Source organism: Henriciella mobilis (assembly GCF_003576285.1).
GTDB lineage: Bacteria > Pseudomonadota > Alphaproteobacteria > Caulobacterales > Hyphomonadaceae > Henriciella > Henriciella mobilis.
Genome location: NZ_QWFX01000007.1, coordinates 1 through 23017, shown reverse-complemented (window position 1 = coordinate 23017; position 23017 = coordinate 1). Strand labels below are relative to the sequence as shown.

Below are 23017 nucleotides of genomic sequence, written 5' to 3'. Positions count from 1 at the left end.
TAAGCACGCCCCCCCAAAACCGGAATAAGGAACACTACGTAATTAGGTACCTTTTAAAGGGCTAATTATAATAATATCAGCCACGAGGCGAAATTATAATAACTAATAGAAACCTTTTAATGACGTGATGCTCTCATTTTGACGAGTCTGTCATCGAGAATGGCATCCGCCTCGCCAATGATCCGGTCTACAAGTTCCTGAACTGTCGGAATATCGTGGATCAGGCCCTGGACCATGCTTGCCCAAAAGACGCCCTTCGAGAGATCTCCCGTTTTCAGAAGTTCGCGTCCTGCAGAGCCGGCAACAAGTTCTGCTACGTCCTTGAACTTCGAGTCCGGTTCTGCCAGCCGACGTACAACCTCGTCTGACACCTCGCTCTTGCCGACGCGAGCCGTATTCTTGAATTTGCGGAAAATCAGATGCGTGCCGCGCTCGTCATTGTCGACGTAGGCCTGCTTCACATTGGGATGGATTTGCGCTTCCTGGGTTGCGCAAAAACGCGTCCCCATATTGATGCCGTCGGCGCCAAGCGCCAAGGCAGCAACCAGTCCCCGTCCATCCCCAAAACCGCCTGAGGCAATCATGGGAATTTTGACCTGATCAGCAGCGCAGGGAATAAGAACAAGGCCGGGAATATCATCTTCACCGGGATGTCCCGCGCATTCAAAACCATCAATCGATATAGCATCCACACCCTTTCGCTCAGCAGACAGGGAATGGCGCACCGAAGTGCATTTGTGCAGGATGCGAATACCGTGCGGTTTCATCATGTCCCAAAATTCGGCCACCGCTGACGTTCCGGCCGTTTCCACAATCGTCACACCACTCTCGATGATGGCATTCGTATAGGCGGCATAGTCAGGAGAGTTCATCGTGGGAAAAACGGTCAGGTTCACGCCGAATGGCTTGTCCGTCATCGACCGGCATTTATCGATCTCTTCTCTCAACGCATCGGGAGACGGTTGGGTTAGCGCAGTGAGGATGCCCAGTCCTCCAGCATTTGAAACTGCTGAGGCCAACTCGGCGACGCCAACGCTCTGCATGCCACCCTGTACGATTGGGTGCTCGATATCGAGAAGCTCGGTAATACGTGTCTTGAAGGCCATTTGCAGCTCCCTGAAATTCGACATACTTATATGACTTGGTTATATAATTGTCTATCAAAGAAGGATATGGGGAATGTCGTCGAGAATAGCGCAATTTGGCCTACGCTTACCTCTTATGGCCGCCCCCATGTCGATTGCTTCTGTTCCGGCGCTCATAAAAGCTTGTATGGAAGCCGGCATTATCGGTTGCTTTCCTACCCACAATGCAGCGCAGGATCGCGGTCTGCGCGCCTGGGTCGAGGAGCTGCTCGACTTTCAGCAAGCGCTCCGCCACGCAGGCGGGTCACCGCCAACCTTTGCGGTCAATATCAATGTTTCCCGCCACAAGCCCGCTGACCGGCTCAAACATGAGATCTCGGTCTGCAGAGCGTCGAGATTACCAATCATAACCAGCAATGCCGGGAACCCGGCCGAGCTCGTCAAACAGGTGCATGATTGGGGGGGCATCGTCATTCACGATGCAACGACAGTCGAACAGGCCGAGAAGGCGGTCGCTGTCGGCGTCGATGGACTGATGCTGGTCTGCGCAGGTGCCGGCGGCCTTGGCGGCCTGCTCAGCCCCTTCGCCTTTGTGCCCGCAGTCCGCCGCTTCTTCGACGGAATTATCCAGCTGGCAGGCGGTGTCGCCAGTGGTGAAGGCATCGCGGCCGCCGAGCTTCTTGGAGCAGACATGGTCTGCATGGGTACCCGCTTCATCGCGACCAAGGAATCGGGTGTGCCACCGGGTCACAAGCAAATGCTGGCAGAAGCATCACTATCGGACGTCTGTTGGACTGAGAGATTGGTTGGGATTGGAGCGAATTTCCTCAAACCCTCGCTTACCAATCATGGAATCGACCCGAACGGCAAAGGCGACGCCCGTTACATCCTACCAGATGGAGTGAAGCCGTGGCGAGACGTCTGGAGTGGTGGACACAGCACCGCCCTGGTCGACGACATTCTTTCCGTCGAAGACGTTATTTCGAAACTAGAGCGCGAATATGTCGCCGCTCGATCATACCAGATTGCTCCTGTGGACTGACTACCAACCGGCAAGCGTAGCGGCGCGCTCTCGATGGACTGAGGGACTGCCAAGCACAGCCCGGTCAAAGACCGATCGCCGGAACCAGATATTCAGTCCGTATTCCCACGTGTAACCTATACCGCCATGCGTCGCGATGGCGTCGCGGGTCACCTCGACGAAACGATCACACAAGTGCGCCTTTGCCAGCGCAGCCGTGCGAGATGCATCTTTCTGTTCCTCGTCCCAGGCATGCGCGGCATACCAGACGAGCGAGCGAGACGGCTCCACGTTAAGCGCCATAGTCGACAACTGGTGCTTCAGGGCCTGAAAACGGCCAATCGGCTGACCAAACTGCTCACGCTCCTTCGCATAGGAAACCGACAGATCCGTGCAGTATTGCGCGCCGCCGAGCGCGTCAGCCGCGATCAGGACCAGCGCCGCATCAAAGAGGCGCTGGACCAATGGATCACCCGGCTCGAACAGAGTGTGGGCGGCAGCTTCATCGAACTTAACCGCTGATGCAGGCCTGCTGCGATCAGTCGATCGATGACGGTTTATGGCTACCTCGTCGCCCGCTTCAACGAGCGCGATCCCGCCATTCTTTGTGCCAGTCAGGAAGAGACTGGCCGCGTTCGCCGAAGGCACAAAACGCACCTCGCCGCGAGCGCTCTTTCCATCCGATTCGACACTCCAACTCTCCGGCAACCAGTTGCCGCCAAATGCAAATGTCGAGATTGTTTTACCCTTGGCCACCCCATCGAGAAAAGCATCCCTCGCCGTCTCATTGGTTGTGGATGAGAGGGCGATAGCAGTCAGGAACTGACCGATGAATGGCCCCGGGGCCGCAGCACGTCCAAGCGATTCCGATACGAGGGCTGCCTCTAGGAGGCCAAGGCCCGATCCGCCCAGCGCCTCAGGTACCATAAGGCCGAAAAATTCCAGCTCGCTGACCGCAGCCCAGCTATCGGGTTCGAAATCACCTTCGCCATCAATGAATGCATCGAGTTTTTCACGAGTCAGGACTTCTGAGACCACACCGAAGAGCGTGTCCTGTATGGCGATCTGATCGCTGTCGAGATGAAATCTCATTGGCCTCGCTCCATGGCAAGGTCGCGGGGAAGGTCGAGGCCCCGCTCCCCGATAATGTTTCGCTGTATATTGGTCGTGCCGCCAGCGATCGAATTGCCAAGCGAGCCCATGATCTGATCCAGCCACTTTTCAGGGCCGCGCCCACGCGTGCCGGCTGGCGCTGGCTCGACAAGGCCCTCATCACCAATGAGATCCTGCGCGGTCAGAGCGATATCGTGACCGATTTCCGTCAGAAGAAGCTTCATCATCAGCGAGATTATCCCTGCCTCGTCGCCATGAATGGCATTCGACATGATCCGGTATGATGAATATCGGTGAGACATGACCCAGCCCTCGATCCGCGTTAGCGCCTGGCGGACTTCGGGGTCCTTGATGGCCGGCTGCCCGTTGCGGGTCATTTCCTTGGCAAGCTCGACCAGTTTTTCAAATTGATTGCCGAGCATTGCCGCGGAACCGATCGACGCGCGTTCGTGCTTCAGCGTGGTACGCGATACATTCCAGCCCTGCCCACGTTCGCCGACAATCCAACTTGCAGGTGTTTCGGCATTATCAAAGAAGAATTCAAAGAAGCCGCTCTCGCCTGTCATCTGGCGAATGGGTCGGCGTGATACGCCGGGCTGATCCAGATCAATCAGAAGATAGGAAATACCATCATGCTTACCGGCATCTGGCTCCGTGCGGACCAGCGCGAACATGTGTGTTGCCTTGCCGCCCTGGCTCGTCCAGATCTTCTGGCCATTGATGATCCACTTGTCACCAACCAGTTCAGCCCGAGTTCTGACGGACGCCAGATCAGAACCAGTCCCCGGTTCTGAATAGCCCTGTCCCCATATATAATCCCCTGCCATAGTCGGCGGTATGAACAGCCTTTTCTGCTCTTCGGTTCCGCGCTCCAGCAAGGTCGGCACCAGCATATTCATGCCGTTGCCCGGTACTTCCATAGGCGCCCGTGCCCGGGTAAATTCCTCTCGGATGACCTGCGCCTTGATCACATCGGGAGACTGTTCCGAACCGCCCCACTTTTTTGGAATTGCCCGGTAGAGGTAGCCCGCTTCAGTTGCCGCTTTTCTGAAGGCAGCCACATAAGCTTTCATGTCACTTCGTTCGACGGACTGGGGCGTCCATCTTTCCTTGATGAAAGCGCGAACTTCCTTGCGAAACGCTTCCGCAGCCTGACCATAGCTGAGATCCATACCTATCTCCCGGTGATTTTCGTCGCGCGGCGTGTCCAGAAGGCATCGAGCGGTTCACGAAGTTCGGCGAGAGCGTGGTCGCGCAGCTCATTCCGTCCGTCAAACCGGCTGGCCGTGACCGTTGCCTCAACGTCGTAGCAACTGACTCGAATGTCCTCGAAATCCGTCACGGCTTTTCGCTTTTCATGGCCTTGTAGATCCGAGCCGTCGCTTGCGTCGACAGGCCCATGAAAAGGCTTTCCTGGTCGAGATGGGCTTCAAACTGCGCATCCTCGGCGAGATTGAGATTCGCCTTCATGTAGCGCCAGCCCATCCGCGGCCCGGCCGCCATTTTCTTTGCGAACTTGAGCGATTCCTCGCGCAAGGTTTCGTCCGGAAAGACCCGCGTATAGAGCCCGAACGCAAGCGCGGCGTCCGCATCGAACTTTTCGCCCATGAACATAAGTTCACGCGCCTTCGCTGTGCCGAGGATCTTGGTCCAGAACCAGGTCGAACCGAAGTCGCCGCCCCCCCCAATCCGGTCAAATGCCGACAGGAAGGTTGCGGACTGGGCCGCGAAGCGAAGATCGCAGGCACCCGCAATGCCGATACCAGCGCCCGCGACTGGACCATTGATCATGGCAATGGTCGGTTTGCCCATTTCGTGCAGAAGACGTGGCGTTTCCATATGAGACCGCAATCTAGCGTGTCCCTGCTCCACAGGACCACCAAGTTCCGGTGTCACATCAGCCGGCGCCCGGTCACCTTTAAGATCGCCGCCCGAACAGAAGCCCCGACCGGCACCTGTGATCACGACACACCCAACAGCGGGGTCCTGAGCCGCCTCGCGCGTCGCATCCGCCAGCGGCGCCATGATGGAATCGTTAAGAGCGTTGAGCCGGTCTGGCCTGTTCAACGTGATGATCCGGACGCCATCAGTGTCTTCAACGAGGACCGTTTTCTCGTCGCTCATCCCTTTGACAGTTCCCAGTGGCGGGCCATCATTCGCGCCGCTTCTTCAGCAAGGTCAGCCGGAACTTCCGGATACATCGCCATTCTACCTTTCTTGGGCAGCGCGATGGTTGCTGTTGCCTTGACGGTGACCTCATCGCGCTGATTCACAAACTGCGCCATAACGTCGATCAGCGCTTGGCCGTTTTCCTCGCGCTTGCCGACAACTTCACCCGTGATGAACTGGGTGTCGCCCATATAGTTGAATTTCCGGATTTCATCATGGACGTGCGTGATGATCCCATCGTCTCCGGCCCAGTCCTGTAGATAGTGGAAGAGATAGTTTTCACGCATGACGCCGTAATCATAAGCCATCGGATTACCGATTGCCTGCGCCCAGACCGGATCCCAATGGAGGCGCTGGGCAACGTCGGGAATTCCCTGCTCGTTCTTGATGTAAAAGGGCGCAATGCGCTGTCTGTTCTTGTAGGCAAGCCGACCGACCGTCGGCGCATACGGAACAAATCCGTAGCCTCCGGAATGGAAACAGATAACGTCCGTGACAGTCAGCGGCCCCTTGGCCATTTTGCCGAGACTGTCACCGACCTCCACATCGTCCCAATAGCGGGGCACAGCGCCACGCACCTGTTCCTGCTCATAAACAGCATCGATGGCGGCAATATCCTCATCGGTATAGGTTGCAGGTTCGATATGGCTATACTTGCCCTTTTTCTTCGCAGTCTTGCGCTCTGTCAGAATACGGAGAATTCGATAGACGGCCACTACCTCCGCATTCTGATTGACCTTCACATCCTTTCGGACGCAAATTACAGATCGTCCGCCGAACTCCGAACTTTTTACCTCGCATGTCTCGTCGCCATTGTACGAGTAAATCGTATCTCCGGGCCTCATCGGCCGATAGAAATCCCATTTCGAGCCTGACACGAAAACGTGGATGCCGCGGAAGAGTGACTTTCTCAACTTCTTGATATGGTCGGGCGTCGGGTCGCCTTTCATTGGCGAGTTTACCGAACCAATCATCATCCCAGGCGCGATCACGCCGCCCCAGCGCGTTCCCTTCGCATAGTCCGGATCGCAAAAGAGCGGATTGTCGTCCCCGCAGCCATGCGACCAGTTACGGATATTGTCGACCGTTGCGGTCTGGTTGTACTCGCGATGTTTCGAAGGCGACATGAAACCAAGCAACTGGTTCTGCCGCTCGATATCTTCATCGGTGATCTCGTACTCGGTGGCCTTTTGCCATTCTTCGCTTTCGAGGATGTCAGACTTGCTCTTGGCCATCTCGGGCCTCCCTGTTTTATACGTTTGCGTGATCGTTTTCAGCCGCAAGGAACATGTCCCGGACACCAGGCAAAGCCGGCTTCAGGGACGGAGTGCGCGGAACGTCCTCGACGACCTTCCATCGCACGGGCACCTGGTAGGCAGTGAGGTGTTCCTTAGCGAATGCCTTGAGCTCGTCATCGCTTGGTACTGACGCGCCTTTCTTGAGCATAACCGCACAGACCGGCACAGCACCCAGGCGCCTATCGGGTATACCTACGACGACTGCTTCCCGAATGGCCGGATGCTTTTCCAGGGTCGCGGCGACATCGTCCGGATGGACCTTGAATCCGCCCCTGATAATGGCGTTGTCAGCCCGGCCTCTTATAAAAAGAAATCCGTCTTCGTCGATCACGGCCCGATCAGTCGTCCTTAGCCATTTGTCGCCAATGCCGAACTGGCGCGCCTTCATCTCCAGAACGCCCTCTTCGCCGGGCTTGAGAAGTTCACCAGTCTCAGGATCGACGACACGTCCTGTCACACCTGGCTGAAACCGACCGACACTACCGGGTTTGTCCCTGTAATACTTACGAAAGGCACCGAGCGACCACCCGGCCACGGCACCCGAAAATTCCGTCGCCCCATAATTCTGGAGAACCGGTAAGTCGTAGCGGTCAAGGAATTCCTGCGTGATGGCCGGATCAAGTGGCTGCGCACCTGTTCGCAAGGCTTTTAGGCTGGAGAAAACATCCGCCGGCAAGTTTGCGTCGAGGATCATTCGCAGTCCGGTCGGGACAGCGCCAGCGACCACCGGACGGTGCCGGGTCACAGCGTCGACCCAAGCTTCGACCGAAAACTTTTCGACAATGCAGAGCTTGCGTCCACCGAGTATAGTATTGAGCGCGCCCCAAAGCCCACCAATGTGAGCCATAGGATTTGTCAGCAGCTGTACGCCGCTTCGCAATTGTGGCGGATCATCGGGTGAGCGGTCCTTCTCATAGGACATGGCAGACCGAAAACTCTCGATGAAAGCATCGCGCTTCAAAGGGATACGTTTGGGCGCACCTGTCGTACCACTTGTCAGCATTTCGATGATGACGCCCGGCTGGGTATAGACTGTTTGTGTGCCTGTTATCCGCTCAAATCCAGGCTTCAGACCCGCCCCCTTCAGCACGGATTTTGTCTCTATGACCGCTGTGCCCGCCTTTTTGAGCACGGGCAGGATGCCCGGCCGCTCGAGATCGGAGCGGGTTCCGATGACCACGGGAAGATTCAGGCTCTCGAGGTCTGCCCTAAGCTTGTCTTCCGGGAGCATCGGATTGATCGAGACCATAACCCCATCAATCCCGACCGCGCTTAATACACCGGCCAGCACATCGGGATGATTACGAACAAAAACCCCTATTCTGGCCCCTTCGCCGAGTCCGAGCCCGTCAAGCTCGGCCTTTATTGCCCTGATTGTTCGCGCAAGATCACCCCATGAGTACCACTGGCCCTCATAGTCGATGACATCTTTAGAATGATCAATATCGAGAACGCCATTCAGCAGGTCCGATAGAAATGACATGAGTGAGCCTCCGGGACCATTAAAACCGCGTTCCCGATTTCTTATATAACTAAGTGCACCTTCTGAAAAGGGGCAAGGCTTGAATGTTGTATTTTATTTCAGTTGATCGAACGGTACGCCCTTATCGGCGCGCATTTCTCCCGGCATGCCAAGAACCCGCTCGGAAATCTGGTTTCGAAGCACTTCATCGGCACCGCCTGCGATACGCAGGGCAGTAGACCAGATATAGTCATGCCAGATTTCCCTCGTGGCGACGGCGTCACTATCCGGCGCGAGTGCATCTGTGCCTCGAATCTCCATCGCCAGTCCTGACGTCTTCTGGAGACGGCTTGCATAGGTGAGCTTCATCATCGACGCTAATGCCCCCGGGTTTTCACCGCGTGACACCATGGTTCGCAGACGCGCCTGGAAATACTTCGCAGCGCGCTCTTCTGCATATGCGGTTGCAAGCGAGAGGCGAACAGCTGGATCATCGAGCGCTGTGGCCCCATCCCGCGGCGTCTGCGCCGCATACTGCATCAGCTCCTCGATCCGCCCTTCTTCACCCTGATTGAGCCGCTCGCCCATCAGCACCGTCATGCAGCAGGCCCAGCCCTCACCTTCCGCTCCGATCCTGCAGTCTTCTGGTACTCGGACATCGGTAAGGAAGGTTTCGTTGAAGTCGGATGCGCCGGAAATTTGACGAATGGGTCGCACATCCACGCCCGGCGACTTCATATCGAGAACAAAGAAAGTAAGCCCCTTGTGCTTGACCACTTTGGGATCGGTACGCACGACGAGAATACCCCAATCGGAATGGTGCGCCCAGGACGACCAGACTTTCTGACCGTTCACTACATAGGCATCCCCATCCTTTATCGCCCGCGTGCGAACGGCCGCCAGATCCGAGCCTGCGGCTGGTTCGGAAAACAGTTGGCACCAGGTCAGCTCGCCTTTCAGCGTGGGCTCAACAAACTTTCGGATCTGATCTTCAGTACCATGCTTGCCGATGACCGGGAGCGCCATGCCAAGGCCGATGCCTATATATGGACCTTTTGGCAGATTGTACTTGCGCTCCTCCTCATCGAACACAACGGCTTCAATGATCGTTCCGCCGCGCCCACCAAGCGATTTCGGCAACAGGATACCGGCATAGCCGCCATCATATAGCTCCCGTTGCCAAGCCTTGCCCCGCGCCACTTCCTCGGAGTCGTCCAGCACGGCTCCGTCCGGCAACTCGTGTGCTGGCGCGTGCGCGGCGAGCCAGGCTTTGACCTCAGACCGGAATTCGGCCTCTTCAGCCGTGTCGTTGAAATCCATGTCAAGCGGCCTCCATCTGATTGCCCGGAATCTGGCCGACAAGCCTGTCAGCCCAATACTGGCGCGGCCCGAGTGTGAGCGCGAGCGTGCGTTCGCGGCGATAATGAAAGTGACAGTCGGCCTCGAATGTATAGCCGATGCCGCCATGTATCTGTAGGTTTTCACGAGCTGCCTGCTCATAGGCGTTGCTTGCGCTCAGGCGTGCGGCAGAGGCTGCCACGGCGAGGTCATCCGGCGAGTTATCTGAAGCCCAACCCGCAAAGAATGCATTGGAACGAGCAAATTCGGTTGCTACCAATATATCGGCGAGCTTGTGCTTGATTGCCTGGTAGCTGGCCAAGGGTCGTCCAAAAATCTGGCGATCCATAGCGTAGTCTCGGGCCATGTAGACGCAGGCTTCTGCGCCACCAACGGCTTCAAAGGACGTCTGCACCGATATCCGGTCGATCAGGGATCGGATCGCTTCCTCGTCGTCCACGCTTGCATCCAGCAAGGAGGCGGGCGCGTCATGAAATTCGATCGCAAAATGGGCGCGAAGCTGGTCGAAGGAATCAAGCTTCCGGCGCGTTACCCGATCTGAAGTGAGGTCCACCGCCGCGAGTGCGGGCACTCCCTTAACGTTGCAGTAGACAACCGCCATCTCCGCAAGGCCAGCGTCTCCGACAGGTGTCTTGATGCCGGATACTGTACCGTTTTCAAAGCTGACCCCTGCCCCGCGCGGCCACCAACCTTGGCGCCCCTCAGCATGCGCGAGGGTTCCGACGGTGTCACCAGATGCAAGACGCGGAAGCCAGACCTCTTTCTGATCTGCGCCCCCGAATGTCTGGATCGCGTCTGCGGCGCAGACAATCGACGCATAGAAGGGCACTGCAGCAACGGCGCGCCCCATCTCCTCGCTGATGACGCCAAGGTCCAGAGCACCAAGGCCGAGGCCGCCATACTCTTCGGAAATACTCGCTCCCAGAAAGCCAAGCTCTGCGACGGCGCGCCAGAGCTGCTCGTCCGATTCTGCGTTGCCATCAATAAGCTCGCGAAGCCGGTCCGGCGGGGATAGCTCGGCAAGCAGGCCTCTGGCCTGTTCAGCCAGCATCTTCTGCTCTTCAGCAAGGTCGAAATTCATGCTTGCCTACCCTCCTTGGCGTTTTACGCATAATTACCCACTTATATAACTAGGTCAATTAACACTTCCCGTTTTGAAGGCATCATGTCAATCTGAATAACAGAACAGAAATCCAAGGGAGTCCCTGATGAAATTTGAAACAATCCTGTTCGAGGTGAATGATCACGTCGCCACAGTTACCATCAACAGGCCTGGCGCGATGAACTCATTCACCCGGCAGATGATGTCCGACTTTTCCACAGTCTGGCGTCATATTGCCGAAACGAGTGATATCCACTGCACCGTGTTGCGCGCTGCGCCGGGTCGGGCGTTTTCGAGTGGGGTCGACGTCAAGGCCGCAAACCAGCCAGGCGGCGCTGTGATGCATGACGATATCTGGGTTGCCGAAGATCCAGGAGAACAGCTGGGTCCGAAGTCCAACCGTTGCTGGAAACCTGTCATTTGCGCCGTACACGGAATGGCCGCCGGCGGGGCGTTCTACTGGATCAATGAGAGCGACATCGTAATCTGTTCTGAAGATGCAACCTTTTTCGACCCACATGTCACCTATGGCATGACGGCGGCGCTCGAACCGATCGGCGCCACCTACCGAATGCCGCTCGGCGACGTCATGCGGATGACCCTTCTTGGAAATGACGAGCGCATTTCGGCGCATACCGCGTTGCGGCTCGGTCTTGTTTCTGAGGTTACTCCAAATGAGGAATTATGGTCACGCGCGGCGGAACTGGCGGCAATCATTGCGTCCAAGCCACCGGCTGCAACAGCCGGATCGGTCAAGGCGATCTGGGAATCCCTCGATATGCCACGATCCGTGGCCCTCAGAACCGCGCTGAAATATTGCCAGATCGGTAATCCGATAGGCACTGCACAGGTCGATAGGGCTGCCATTATGGGAAAAGCCAAGTCATTCACAACTCGATGACAGAGATAGATCCATTAGGCTTGCCGAATTCTTTCACTTGTGTAACTAGGTAATACAAATAAACCTTGTGTGAGGATTTCGATATGCCGGAAGCATACATTATCGACGCCGTTCGTACCCCGCGAGGGATCGGCAAGGTGGGGAAAGGATCCCTGGCCCATCTTCATCCTCAAGTACTGGGCGCGACCGTGCTCAAGGCCATCAAGGATCGCAACAATCTCAAGACCGATGAAGTCGACGACATCATCTGGGGCTGCGCAACCCAGGTGGACAAGCAGGGCGCGGACCTTGGACGGATGTCCGCCCTTCTTGCAGGATATGATGTGAAAGCCTCTGGTGTCACTCTGGACCGGTTTTGCGGCTCTGGCATTACCTCTGTCAGCTTCGGCGCCGGTCAGATCATGTCAGGCATGGAGGACCTCGTCGTTGCCGGCGGAACTGACATGATGTCCTTCACGGCCTCACTGGCAGATCCGACGCGTCTGCCCCTCATGGACAAGGACAATCCGCAACTTCGGGAACTGCATCCTCAATCCAATCAGGGTGTGTGCGCCGACGCCATTGCAACGATTGAGGGCATCAGCCGCGAAGCAACCGAAGAGCTCGCTGTCGAAAGTCAGAAACGTGCAACAAGAGCCATAGCGGAAGGATGGTTCGAAAAGAGCCTTGTAGCCGTCCATAACGAAGACGGCTCGGTTGCACTTGATCACGAGGAATTTCCTCGTCCCAACACAACCAGGGAAAGTCTTGCGGGCCTGAAAGCTTCCTTTGCCGCTCTTGCGGACATCCCTGTCGATGACAAGGGCAATACGTATCGGTCGCTGATCAACAAGAAGTATCCCGACGTCGATATCCAGCATATTCACCATGCTGGAAATTCCTCCGGCGTGGTTGATGGATCGGCCGCAATTCTCTTGGCTTCGCCTGAATACGCGAAGAAGCACGGTTGGAGACCGCGGGCCAAGATCGTGACCGCGGTCAATGTCGGTGACTGCCCGACCCTGATGCTCAACGCGCCCGTCCCTGCTGCGAAAAAGGCCCTTCAGCGTGCCGGTCTGACGAAGAACGATATCGATGTGTGGGAAATCAACGAAGCTTTCGCCGTTGTGGCTGAAAAATTCATCCGGGATCTCGACCTGCCGCGCGACAAGGTCAACATCAATGGTGGCGCGATGGCCCTCGGCCATCCGATCGGCGCGACCGGCTCGATCCTTATCGGCACCGCGCTCGACGAACTCGAACGGACAGGAGGCAAGTACGCGCTTGTCACCATGTGCGCTGCGGGCGGCATGGCTCCTGCCATAATCATAGAACGTCTCTGAGCTGCTCCGGCTTCGGTGAACTCAGGAAAAGTCCCTCTGTCGCGATCAAGACTGTCTTTCGTCTCAGAGACGCACTGGTGACAGGGTCTTACAAGGTGTGCAACAAGCTGGAGCATCCGAGTGATCTCACAAACAACAGTCAGAGGCCCGCTCAAGGGTGTGAAGGTCGTGGAATTTGCGAGCATTGGCCCGGGCCCATTTTGCTGCATGCTCCTCTCGGACATGGGGGCCGACATCCTCCGCATCGACCGACCATCTGGTGTTGCTGGAACAGGCCCAAACCCCGTCCTGCAGCGGGGCCGTCCCTCGATTGTTTTGGATCTGAAATCGCGGGGCGGCCTGGCGCGCGCGAGGCAGGCTTGCGCAATTGCAGATGTCGTGGTCGAGGGCAATCGGCCCGGCGTCATGGAGCGATTGGGTCTGGGTCCGGACGACCTTCACTCTATCAATCCATCCCTAATCTATGGCCGCATGACGGGCTTTGGACAGGAAGGGCCGGATGCCTCTCATGCCGGCCATGATATCAACTATCTCGCCGCGACCGGCGCACTTCATGAGCTGTCTGAACCTGGTCGGCCACCCAAGCCTCCACTCAACCTGCTTGCCGACTTTGGTGGCGGAGCGCTCTATCTCGCGCTCGGAATTGCGGCAGCTTTGTTCGAGCGGACCTCATCCGGAAGAGGACAGATCGTAGATGCAGCCATCGTGGATGGCGTGACCAGTCTTCTTGGAATGGTCACGGGCGCGTACCAATCTGGTTCCTTGAAGCCTGGATATGAGCAGAACATCCTCAGCGGCGCAGCGCCCTTCTATCGCACATATGAATGTTCCGACGGTCGCCATGTCGCCGTCGGCTCTCTCGAACCACAATTCTACGCGCGCTTTTTGCACGCCATGGATGCAACTGACTTTCTTGAATTCGAGCAACGCGACACTGGCCACTGGCCCGCGCTGACCGCGCTGCTTGAATCCAGGTTCAGGACCAAGACAGCCGATGAGTGGATGGAGGTGCTCGTGCCGCTCGACGCCTGCATCAATAAGGTGCTTACGCTCGACGAGGCCCAGAAGAGCCCCGCTTCTCGCGAGCGAGGGATGTATGCGAATATTGGCGGGTTTGAGCAACCCGTTCCCGCTCCCCGTCTTTCGCGCACACCCTCGGCCATTCAGTCACCAGCCGCCGCGCCCGGTGAAGCCGGCGAGCAAACTCTTCTTCGCTGGAAAGAAACGTCACCTAGCAATCCTTAGGAGCCCCCAAGCCATGCCACGTGCCGCTATCGTCAGCCCTGTTCGAACACCAGTTGGTTCCTTCGGAAAATCGCTCCTACCCGTCCCCGTCGAAAAGCTTGGCGGCATTGTTACACGCGAAGTCCTGAAACGTTCCGGTATCGAACCTTCGCTTATCGAGGACGTTGTCTTCGCGCAGTCCTATGCAAACAGCGAAACGCCATGCGTCGGCCGGTGGATAGCGCTTGATGCGGGACTTCCAATCGAAGTACCGGGGCTGCAGATCGACCGCCGCTGCGGGGGCGGCCTTCAGTCCATCGTCACAGCCGCAATGATGGTCGAGTCGGGGGCATGCGACGTCGTCCTTGCTGGCGGCGTCGAAAGCATGTCCAATATCGAATACTACACCACGGATATGCGCTGGGGTGCACGTTCGGGCACCACCCGCTTTTACGACCGACTGGACCGTGGTCGCGAACGATCTCAGCCCGTCGAACGCTTCGGACCGATATCCGGTATGATCGAAACAGCCGAAAACCTGGCGCGCGATTTTCAGATTTCCCGGGAAGACGCCGACGCATTCGCGGCCCGGAGCCATCAGAGAGCCGCAGCGGCCTGGGAGAGCGGCAAATTCGATGATGAAGTCGTTTCCGTCGAAGTTCCTCAACGCAAAGGGGATTCGATTACCTTCGATCGCGACGAGGGTGTCCGTGCCGAAAGCACGCCGGCGTCTCTAAGCAAGCTGCGTGTCCTGATGAAGGACGGAACCGTGACAGCTGGAAATGCTGCGCAGCAGAACGATGCCGCTGCCGCCTGCCTTGTCGTTTCCGAAGACAGACTCCAGGAGTTCGGACTCGAGCCGATGGCCTTTCTGAAGGGGTGGTCGGCGGTAGGATGCGATCCGTCGAGAATGGGTATAGGCCCTGTGCCGGCAACCCGGAAAGTGCTCAAGAAGACCGGCCTTTCAATTCACGACATGGGATTGGTTGAGATAAATGAGGCCTTTGCCGCTCAGGTTCTGGCTTGCCTGAAAAGCCTGGACTGGGATGACCAATCCATCCTCAATGTAAATGGATCCGGCATTTCCCTTGGTCATCCTATTGGCGCTACCGGTGTGCGCATCATGGCCACCCTGTTGCATGAGATGAAGCGTCGGGACGTCCGCTATGGACTTGAAACCATGTGTATTGGCGGTGGGCAGGGAATGGCTGCGATATTCGAAAGAGCCTGATTAATCACGCTGACATCACCAGTTGGCCATCGTGAAAAAGCCGGAAAACTCTAACCGGCAGTGGTCCAGACTTGGGTCTCAAAGCACAAACAATGTAAACACGGTCTGACAGTGCGGGGAAGCGCGGGACGAAGGAAAGCAAAGCTTCTCAATGTCTGCTTTCGGGATCTAGCGGACGGCAGAAAGTAAACTCTCAGCTTTTTCGATTTTCCGTACAGCATTTTCGATCCGCTCCCTTAAAGCCGCCAGGCTAAGCGCAATCTCGCGCTTGCCTGACGCCGGCGCCTGCGCCGGCAGACCAGCGACCAGCGCTTGCTCTAGCTCGGCCATCGCTTCAACGACCAGTGCTCGGATTGGGTCTAGTTCGTCCATGTCGGCCACATGGCGCGACCTCACGCTACCAGTCCACGCAGCTTTTTCGACAGCCGCTGGACTTGCCGCGCATTCGGAGCATTGCTGTCTTCGACAATATAAAGCGCGGCCCGGTATCGGCCCGGGCTTGTCTCAGTGGGAGCGGATGATCGCGCCCACAATCCAAAGGAGACAAGCCATGACTGATCAACACACAATCGACGCCCCGAGAGACGGCACCAAGGAAGCGCGCCTGGTCGCGGCCCTGACCGGTAAAGGCCAGACCCTCAAACATCTATCCAACTTGCTTGCCTGGCAGCCACACACGGTCCGCGCTGCGATGACCCGGCTCCGCAAGCGAGGCTACGTCATCGACCGGATCGCAAAGACCGAAAAGTCTGCCGCCCGGTTCAAGCTGCGCGGAGACAAGGCGTGAGCCGGACCGACTTCAAGCGTCTTTCGCGAGACGACCTCATCGCTTGCTGGACCGAGATGATCGGTTCAGCGCCGCCGCCCAAGCTCCGCTCGCCCATGATGGCGAAGATCCTGACCTGCGAAAACCAATGGCAAGCCTCGAGTCGGCCACGGGCGGCGCTTGTTCGCAAGCTGCGACGGCTAGCTGGGTCCGCGGCCGACAGCACCTTGCCGGCCAGCAGCGGCCAGCGCCTCATTCGGGAATGGAACGGCGTCGAGCACACCGTCGATATCACCGAGGCCGGCTATCGCTGGAACGGCAAGACCTGGCGATCGCTGAGCGCAATCGCCAAGGAGATCACCGGGACCAAGTGGTCCGGGCCTCGCTTCTTCGGTGTGCAGACATGAAAAAGGTCCGCTGCGCCATCTATACGCGGAAGTCCTCCGACGAAGGCCTCGACCAGGCCTTCAACTCGCTCGATGCGCAGCGGGAGGCCTGTGAGGCCTATATCCGGTCGCAGCGACACGAAGGCTGGAAGCTTCTGCCGCAGCGATATGATGATGGCGGGATATCCGGTGGAACCATGGACCGCCCTGCCCTTAAGGCCCTTCTCGCTGAAATCGAAGCCGACCGCATAGACATGGTCGTCGTCTACAAGATCGATCGCCTGACACGCTCGCTCGCCGACTTTGCCCGGCTGGTCGAACGGTTCGAGGCCACAGGCGCATCCTTCGTCTCGGTGACCCAGCAGTTCAACACGGCCTCCAGCATGGGCCGGCTGACGCTGAACGTCCTGCTTTCCTTCGCCCAATTTGAGCGGGAGGTCACGGCCGAACGGATCCGCGACAAGATCGCGGCCTCCAAGAAGAAGGGCATGTGGATGGGCGGCGTCCTACCACTGGGCTACGACAAGACCGATGGCGGCCTCGTGATCAACAAGTGTGAGGCTGAGACGATTAGAACCCTGTTCGAGACCTATGTCGATCTAGGCACAGTCCGGAAACTGAAGGACTATGCCGAAACTTCAGGACTGCGAACCAAGCAGCATGTGTTCGCCTCGGGCCGTGTGGCCGGCGGCAAGCCATTCACAACGGGCCATCTTTATCAGCTGCTCTCCAACCCGCTCTATCGGGGTAAGATCAAGCATCGTGACCAGGTCTATGATGGCCTGCATGAAGCGATCATTTCGGAAGCGCTTTGGGGCCGGGTTCAGGAGACGCTCGCGAACAACCGTGTGGCCAGGACGACAAGGAAGAATGCCGCCAATCCCTCCCCACTCGCTGGCAAAGTGTTCGACGAGAATGGACGGTCGTTCTACGCCCATCATGCTCAAAAAGGGCAGCGGCGATATCGCTACTATGTCTCAGCCGACGATGAGCTGCGCTTACCCGCCATCCAGCTGGAACAGGCTGCGTTCAATGCGCTGATCCATCACCCTGACGTTCGACAACAATCCGCTGATGTCGCACCATCGCAGCGCGAAGCGCTGGAACAGATCGACCGGCTGGTGGTTGGTCCGAAAGAGCTCGAAATCCACCCCGCCGGACAAGAGAGCGCCCACCCAATCCGCGTTCCATTTATGCAACGCCGCCGCGGCGTTGAGCGGAAACTCGTACTCGAAAATGCTGGCATGTCTCGAAAGGTCGATCGGGCCCTGATCCGTCGGATCGTCCAAGCCATGGATTGGCTCGACGCCATCAAAGCCGGACGCGCGATCAGCGACATCGCAGCCGAGCAGAATGTTTCGCCATCCTACATCACGCACAATCTGGATCTGGCATTTCTGTCGCCGAGAATTCTCGAAGCGATCAGTGAAGGACGCCAGGCGCCTCACATCTCAGCCTACCAGCTTTCCAAGATTTCGATCCCGGTGAATTGGGAAGATCAGGAACCGATTTTCCTGGGCTGATCGGCTTCCCTGATCCATTGGTGAAGCTTCCCTGTTATCTCGGAAAAATTCCCTGTTCCTGAAATTAAATTCCCTGTTCCTGCGTTTAGGGAATTTCGCCCAAAACCCCAATGGTGACGGGCGATTTGGAGGAGCCAGAATCCGGCATTCCCTGTTAAATTCGCGAAATTCCCTGTAAATCGGCCATTATCAGGGAATTCCTCGCCAAACTTGACTGAAAAAATCGGCCGCGGAGACTTTTGCCTGAAAGGCGACAATTGGTTCGGAATGGAGACGGGAAATCCCGAAATCAGTCGCTGATAGCGCCGGCAAGTCCCGGAATTATCGGGACTATTCGGGGACGTCTCGAATTCGTTGATTTTCGGGAAACTGGCTGGCGGAGAGGAAGGGATTCTTACCCACCACACATTTTTCTCTATAATTTACATAAGCTTGTTATTTTACAGTGACTTGTGTTGAAATATTTTCACACACATTGCATCACAATCAGATGTCCAAACCCCTTCCCTACATCATTCGAAACCCGAACGGTCGATTATATTTCCGGCGTCGTTATCCGGCCAAGGACCGACGAGCCAACCCTAATCTTCCTGAGGCATTTCAGGTCAGTTTAGGTACATCAGAAATCGAAGAAGCGCTGCCTGCCTGGAACGAAGCGCTGGCAACCTACAAATCGATTTGCGCTCAATTGCGCGAAACGGTCGATCCGTCATCCAAGAAAATCGATACCGCTACGCGTCGTCAGAAGCTGATAAAGCTGCGTGTCCCCAAACGGTCAGAGATACGACTATCCGTCGAACGGTGGTATACTGATTATTTGGCTCAATACAATTTCGACAACGACCTTCGGGACAATCGTGAGTTTGGTCATATCGGCGGCAAGATTATTGGCGGCTTAAACGAGTCGATTTGGGACGATCGGCTTGAGAAGCTCAATCAGACCCTTCCTGAGAGAAGCGCCGAGTTCGCCGCCGAAATTTGGGAACGGAACAACTGGGACACGACTGACCAGGACGAGCTTATTGAATACACTGTGGACCTTCTCACTAGGGCTGAGAAGAGAGCGATCAAGGTTATTTTCGAGCGTGCCGCCTCGAACGACATCGAGTTCGAGTCAGATCGACGACGCAAAGAAACCGAGCGGAAGCAACGAGACTTCACCATTCATGATGCTATCGAGGATTATAAGCGTAGATTTCCCGAAAAGACCGACATGCTGAAAAAGCTTGAGGCGGCTGGTTCCGCCTGGCGCTCATTGATGAGCTACGAGGAGCTCAGCAAGATCACCCGTAGCGATGCAATCGACTTTATTGATCTAATGGGACAAGTTCCAGCTCGCTACGACTTGCGCTTTAAGGGGTTGCCACTGAATGCAGCGATCGACGCTAACAATCGACGAGAAACTCCATATCCGCGCCTTAAAGCGAAAACGGTAAAGACAAATTACATCGGTCCACTGAGCACTGCAGTCACCGAGGCGGTGACAAGGAAATTGGTTTCTACCAATCCATTCTATGGCATCAAAGTAAGTGGCTCGACTAAACAAGCACCGCATCGCCGTTCATTTTACATAGATGAGCTGCGGCTTATATTTAGCCAACCTGTCTTTACAGGATTCCGCGACAAAGCTCGCAGAAACAGACCTGGCAATACTCTGATCAAGGACCACTTTTATTGGCCGGCGATCATTGCACTGTACACCGGCCTGCGGGCTTCGGAGATAGGAGCACTGACACCAAGCAGCCTTCAGTTCGTCGATCCCGTACAGCGATTGAAGCCTTACCTCGAAATAAAGGGAACCAAGACTGACAGCGCATACCGCTGGGTGCCAATTCACCCTGATCTCGAGCGACTAGGTTTCATCCGATACATTGACGAACAGCAAGCTATGGGCAGCGAGCGCCTGTTTCCGGGCTGGACTGCACCAAAGGGCAAGAAGCTGTCAGACGCTCGCTGCATTCGGAACTTTAACCTTAAGGTCGCAAGTGTCGTCGGAGGCTCGCCTAATCCGAGCTTCCACTGTTTGCGTCACACGTTGTCGACGGAATTGATCAACACACATTTCAATCCAATCCACAGACGCTTTGTTCTCGGACATGCAGTAGCCAAGAAGGATATTTCTGACATCTACTACACGTCGATGATGGACAGGATTTACGACGAATTCGTTGTCAGCGTTCGGTACGAGCAATTGGACCTACCCAGTCAACTCGCGTGAGCACAGGGTTTGCAATCGCGGATGTGGAACGCTACCGCATCCATCATGCGAACACCGACCCCGGCTGATATCAAAAAAGCTAAACGGAGAATCGACAATAACCTTGAGGCTGGCATGCGTCGGGCGAAGCGACGCAAGCAGAGTGCGCTGGAAAAAGAAGAGCTCAAAGCTCAACGAGCTAAATACGCGAGCGGCGCTGCTGAATCTCCGACACTACCGCCGCGTGCCAGCTTGGATAGAGACGAAAAAACCCTTCAAATACTGAGCATTGTAGAAGATGAGGCCACTGATAGCGGTGGCTATGTATTAGTTGATGCGCTCGCACAAAAATTTCTCAACGAGCAGAATCTCATCAACATCAAGCTCGCTACAGTCCCGCTAACATCCTTCGATGACCTACTAGTCCAAATCACTCGGTTGGCCTCGTCCCCAGATCCGAAAAAGAAGAAGGTTCTGAAGAGACGGCTCAAACTGAGGGAGAAGCTGACCAGGCAAAAAGTTAGGGTCTATGGTTGGGATAAGTGCACTCACCTCCTTCGGTCTTGTTTCATCAGCTGGGCAATGAACCCTCAGTCGATCGTACCATTCACTGTAAATCTTTCGGACAAAGCGATCGACGGCGCAAAACTCGCAAAGACTGGCTTTGCAACCCACCTCCAAGATCGTCTCAGGAGCACTCTCAAGCGTCGGCTCGGAGGCCATGCTCCTGATTTCTGGTTTGCCGTGGAGCGAGGCTCAAAGTTTGGCTTTCATTTGCACGGCGCAATCGCATGCGGAACAGACGCCAAGATCCAGGCACAAACGAAAGCAGCTCTTCAATCATTCAGCGGCTTAAAATCCAGCAAGGCCGTGGAGCTGAGTGCAGCCGGGCCTCGTTTGCGCTGGTCGGAATACTCTCTGAAACACAGCGTGACGACGCAGAAACTAATCAATGGCGATAACTTCTCGTGCACACTTGGATGTCGTCGGCAGGGTAAAGCAATGTACGAAGCTTTTCGATCCGAAGTCAGACAATGGATGAAAGCGTGAGCCTCGGCGATGCATAGGCTATCCCGAGGCTCTGCCAGGATCATCGATGTCATAGAAAAATCGCAACCTGCCAAACCGGAGTGCCGCCAGATTTTCCCGCGCACTGCCACACTCCCTTATAGTTACTCAATCGCACAAACTGCAATGGACGCTACAGTGATAGGCGCACAAACCGACAGAGAAGGCCGCTGACGCGCGCTTAAGGCCTCCAGCGCACTCTTAGGCCTTTTTCTACGAACCGCGCTGTGTGAGCTTATGTGTCGTTTCTAGCCGTATAAGTAATCTCAGACCTTCAGGTTGGATCTTTATTCACCCCGTGAATGCGGTCTCCAAGGCGTCCGGTTCAGCAAAATCAAAAATGGTGATTATTCCCGCTGAAGGAGATTTTTCTTGACATTGAGCGCGTGAATTTCCTGTAATCTTGGTTAATTGCAAAGCCAAATGGGGGGGGACGCGTTTATGGCTGCACTAGGAAATGTAGTTTGGCATATTCCTTTTCTGGGATTTATGACCGCATTGGGAATGTTTCTGGTTGGCGGTGCTCTGCCCCACAGGGGTGGTCCACCGGTAATGTTAGTCCGGCGGTTTCCACGTAGCGGCGTTCATGCCGCTACCTCGTCACAGTAAGGCGGTATGAACGCCGCGGGCAAGATGGTTTGTGGAGCGGGTGGCCGGTAGCCCAGAGAAGAGTGTGGGCGCGCGGTGTTGTAGTGCCGCCGCCAGGTTTCGATCAGGACTTTGGCCTCCCTGAGATCATAGAAGATCTCCCTCGCCAGCAACTCGTCCCTGAGCTTGGAGTTGAAGCTTTCGCAGTATCCGTTTTCCCATGGGCTTCCCGGTTCGATATAGAGCGTCTTCACGCCGATACGTGCCAGCCAGTCCCGTAGAGCTGTGGCGATGAACTCGGGGCCATTATCGGAGCGGATATGCTCCGGCGGGCCATGATGCACGAACAGCTCGCCCAGCGTGTCGAGCACATCACGCGAGTTGAGCTTGCGTTCGACGCGGATGGCGAGACATTCGCGGGTGAACTCATCTATGACGCACAGCATGCGGAACACCTTGCCGTCATGGGTGCGGTCCTGCACGAAGTCATATGACCAGACATGGCCCTTGTGCGCTGGCCGAAGTCTTACGCACGAACCGTCATTCAGCCAGAGGCGTCCACGTTTCGGTTGTTTCATTGGCACTTTCAGCCCCTCACGCCGCCAGATGCGATAGACGCGCTTCTCGTTCACATGCCAGCCATCCCGTCTCAGCAGGGCCGTGATCCGGCGGTAGCCATACCGGCCGAACCGTTCCGCCAGGGCGATGATGGCTGCTGTCAGCACATCCTCGTCCTGACGCGGCACGCGCGGCTTGCGCTGAGTGGAACGGTGCTGGCCGATCACACGGCAGGCCCGGCGCTCGGTTGCGCCGAGTGTCTCAACCACATGATCGACCGCTTCGCGTTTGCGTGAAGGGCTTAGAACTTTCCCTTGATGACTTCCTGAAGGATCTGGTTGTCGAGGGTCAGATCGGAGATCGCCCGGCGAAGCCGCGCATTCTCCTTCTCGATCTCCTTCATCCGCTTGGCCTGGCCAACCTGCAGCCCGCCATACTCCTTGCGCCACCGGTAGTAGGTCTGCTCCGTCACGCCGATCGAACGCACGGCCTGACCCGTCGTCTCACCGCGAGCAAGGCGCACCTCCACCTCCCGCAGCTTCGCAATAATCTCTTCAGGCGTAGATCTCTTGCCCATGTCTCAGCTCCATATCTGAAGCCGGAACTAACTCAAATAATGGACCACTTTTCAGGGAGCAGACCAC

At 56.4% G+C, this 23017-nt stretch carries 21 protein-coding genes; 10 read left to right on the top strand and 11 right to left on the bottom strand.

Going from position 1 to position 23017, the window contains the following annotated elements:
• Window positions 1-116: 116 nt before the first annotated feature.
• Complete coding sequence (locus D1223_RS09015; protein ID WP_119376119.1) at window positions 117-1106, bottom strand: NAD(P)H-dependent flavin oxidoreductase; 990 nt, start codon at window positions 1104-1106, stop codon at window positions 117-119.
• Window positions 1107-1179: 73 nt separating this feature from the next.
• On the opposite strand from D1223_RS09015, the gene D1223_RS09010 reads away from it, so the two are divergent.
• On the top strand, window positions 1180-2127 hold the full coding sequence (locus D1223_RS09010) for an NAD(P)H-dependent flavin oxidoreductase (protein ID WP_119376118.1): 948 nt from the start codon (window positions 1180-1182) through the stop codon (window positions 2125-2127).
• Here the strand turns inward: D1223_RS09010 and D1223_RS09005 are convergent, their stop codons facing one another.
• The 8 genes from D1223_RS09005 to D1223_RS08975 all read right to left on the bottom strand — a co-directional run bounded on the left by D1223_RS09005 (window position 2128) and on the right by D1223_RS08975 (window position 10588).
• The gene (locus tag D1223_RS09005) at window positions 2128-3198 is read right to left on the bottom strand and encodes an acyl-CoA dehydrogenase family protein (RefSeq protein ID WP_119376117.1); all 1071 of its coding nucleotides are present in this window, start codon (window positions 3196-3198) and stop codon (window positions 2128-2130) included. It abuts the gene before it with no gap.
• A complete protein-coding gene (locus D1223_RS09000; protein ID WP_119376116.1) occupies window positions 3195-4391 on the bottom strand; it encodes an acyl-CoA dehydrogenase family protein in 1197 nt (398 codons plus the stop codon). Before D1223_RS09000 ends, D1223_RS09005 begins: the two co-directional genes overlap by 4 nt.
• Window positions 4392-4393: 2 nt before the next feature.
• Window positions 4394-4561, bottom strand: coding sequence for a hypothetical protein (locus D1223_RS18830; RefSeq protein WP_158588439.1), 168 nt, complete (start codon window positions 4559-4561; stop codon window positions 4394-4396).
• Entirely contained in the window at window positions 4558-5343 is a 786-nt protein-coding gene (locus D1223_RS08995) for an enoyl-CoA hydratase-related protein (protein ID WP_119376115.1), read from the bottom strand. Before D1223_RS08995 ends, D1223_RS18830 begins: the two co-directional genes overlap by 4 nt.
• On the bottom strand, window positions 5340-6623 hold the full coding sequence (locus D1223_RS08990) for an FAS1-like dehydratase domain-containing protein (protein WP_119376114.1): 1284 nt from the start codon (window positions 6621-6623) through the stop codon (window positions 5340-5342). Before D1223_RS08990 ends, D1223_RS08995 begins: the two co-directional genes overlap by 4 nt.
• Window positions 6624-6639: 16 nt before the next feature.
• Window positions 6640-8169, bottom strand: coding sequence for a class I adenylate-forming enzyme family protein (locus D1223_RS08985; protein ID WP_119376113.1), 1530 nt, complete (start codon window positions 8167-8169; stop codon window positions 6640-6642).
• Between the two features lie 93 nt (window positions 8170-8262).
• Complete coding sequence (locus D1223_RS08980) at window positions 8263-9468, bottom strand: acyl-CoA dehydrogenase family protein (RefSeq protein WP_119376112.1); 1206 nt, start codon at window positions 9466-9468, stop codon at window positions 8263-8265.
• A 1-nt stretch (window position 9469) separates the two neighbouring features.
• Entirely contained in the window at window positions 9470-10588 is a 1119-nt protein-coding gene (locus D1223_RS08975) for an acyl-CoA dehydrogenase family protein (protein WP_119376111.1), read from the bottom strand.
• Between the two features lie 127 nt (window positions 10589-10715).
• Here D1223_RS08975 and D1223_RS08970 point away from each other — a divergent pair, with 127 nt between their 5' ends.
• The 4 genes from D1223_RS08970 (at window position 10716) to D1223_RS08955 (ending at window position 15287) form a co-directional block, all read left to right on the top strand.
• Window positions 10716-11510: an enoyl-CoA hydratase/isomerase family protein gene (locus D1223_RS08970; RefSeq protein ID WP_119376110.1), complete on the top strand. Its 795-nt coding sequence runs from the start codon at window positions 10716-10718 to the stop codon at window positions 11508-11510.
• Between the two features lie 83 nt (window positions 11511-11593).
• Window positions 11594-12832 carry an acetyl-CoA C-acetyltransferase gene (locus D1223_RS08965; RefSeq protein ID WP_119376109.1) on the top strand — a complete coding sequence of 413 codons (1239 nt, stop codon included), beginning with the start codon at window positions 11594-11596 and terminating at the stop codon, window positions 12830-12832.
• A 120-nt stretch (window positions 12833-12952) separates the two neighbouring features.
• A complete protein-coding gene (locus D1223_RS08960; protein WP_119376108.1) occupies window positions 12953-14077 on the top strand; it encodes a CaiB/BaiF CoA transferase family protein in 1125 nt (374 codons plus the stop codon).
• 13 nt (window positions 14078-14090) lie between these two features.
• Entirely contained in the window at window positions 14091-15287 is a 1197-nt protein-coding gene (locus D1223_RS08955; RefSeq protein ID WP_119376107.1) for an acetyl-CoA C-acetyltransferase, read from the top strand.
• 168 nt (window positions 15288-15455) lie between these two features.
• On the opposite strand, the gene D1223_RS08950 is transcribed toward D1223_RS08955, so the two are convergent.
• Window positions 15456-15659: a hypothetical protein gene (locus D1223_RS08950; protein ID WP_119376106.1), complete on the bottom strand. Its 204-nt coding sequence runs from the start codon at window positions 15657-15659 to the stop codon at window positions 15456-15458.
• Between the two features lie 178 nt (window positions 15660-15837).
• Between D1223_RS08950 and D1223_RS08945 the strand changes: the two genes are divergently transcribed.
• The 5 genes from D1223_RS08945 to D1223_RS08925 all read left to right on the top strand — a co-directional run bounded on the left by D1223_RS08945 (window position 15838) and on the right by D1223_RS08925 (window position 21209).
• Complete coding sequence (locus tag D1223_RS08945; protein ID WP_119376105.1) at window positions 15838-16074, top strand: DUF3489 domain-containing protein; 237 nt, start codon at window positions 15838-15840, stop codon at window positions 16072-16074.
• Complete coding sequence (locus D1223_RS08940; protein ID WP_119376104.1) at window positions 16071-16460, top strand: DUF2924 domain-containing protein; 390 nt, start codon at window positions 16071-16073, stop codon at window positions 16458-16460. The genes D1223_RS08945 and D1223_RS08940 overlap by 4 nt, the downstream gene beginning before the upstream one ends.
• A complete protein-coding gene (locus D1223_RS08935) occupies window positions 16457-17962 on the top strand; it encodes a recombinase family protein (protein ID WP_119376103.1) in 1506 nt (501 codons plus the stop codon). Before D1223_RS08940 ends, D1223_RS08935 begins: the two co-directional genes overlap by 4 nt.
• 490 nt (window positions 17963-18452) lie before the next feature.
• Entirely contained in the window at window positions 18453-20180 is a 1728-nt protein-coding gene (locus tag D1223_RS08930; protein ID WP_119376102.1) for a tyrosine-type recombinase/integrase, read from the top strand.
• A gap of 45 nt (window positions 20181-20225) precedes the next feature.
• The gene (locus D1223_RS08925; protein WP_147372746.1) at window positions 20226-21209 is read left to right on the top strand and encodes a hypothetical protein; all 984 of its coding nucleotides are present in this window, start codon (window positions 20226-20228) and stop codon (window positions 21207-21209) included.
• A gap of 602 nt (window positions 21210-21811) precedes the next feature.
• Here D1223_RS08925 and D1223_RS08920 read toward each other — a convergent pair.
• Window positions 21812-22950 (bottom strand): IS3 family transposase gene (locus D1223_RS08920; protein ID WP_119375279.1). Its coding sequence is split into 2 segments (ribosomal slippage): window positions 21812-22692 and window positions 22692-22950, totalling 1140 coding nucleotides; the frame shifts between segments, so codons are not numbered across the junction.
• Window positions 22951-23017 lie beyond the last annotated feature (67 nt).